1 pseudogene is annotated in these 395 nt (G+C 54.4%); it reads left to right on the top strand.

What is annotated here, in order from left to right:
* Window positions 1-395: pseudogene (locus EE949_RS11945) on the top strand (glycosyl transferase family 2); the annotation flags it as partial.

Raw genomic sequence — 395 nt, 5'->3', positions numbered from 1 at the left:
GGTCTGGAGGGCGCGCAGGGTGACCAGAAGATCCTGGCCGGGCTCGCTGCTATGGCTGAACGTCTTAAAATTCAAGGTTTTCAAGCTGATGAAAAAATAATCAGCGCGGTCTGGAACGTTGCTCTGGAGAAGTCTGATGCGCTATTCGAGCCTCGCCAGTTTGTCGAACTGCCGTTTTACAACCAGCCGCTATTCGATGAATTGGCCAAAATCGAGTTTCTGATTCATATCATGCCAGCGGGTCGGATGCAGATGGAGGGGCTTGAAGCTGCGCTACTCAAACAGGCCGAGTTGTTGCGTACGCAAAGCAACCCGGATGCCGAGACAAGACTCAGCCGCCTGTGGCACGCCTACGAAACCTACGCCTTCAATCTCGGCGTCGTCCAGAGCCTGAC

The sequence above is a fragment of the Pseudomonas viridiflava genome (assembly GCF_900602065.1).
In the GTDB taxonomy this organism is placed as follows: Bacteria; Pseudomonadota; Gammaproteobacteria; order Pseudomonadales; family Pseudomonadaceae; genus Aquipseudomonas.
Note: the sequence above shows the minus strand (reverse complement) of the source record. Positions and strands in the feature narration are given on the sequence as shown.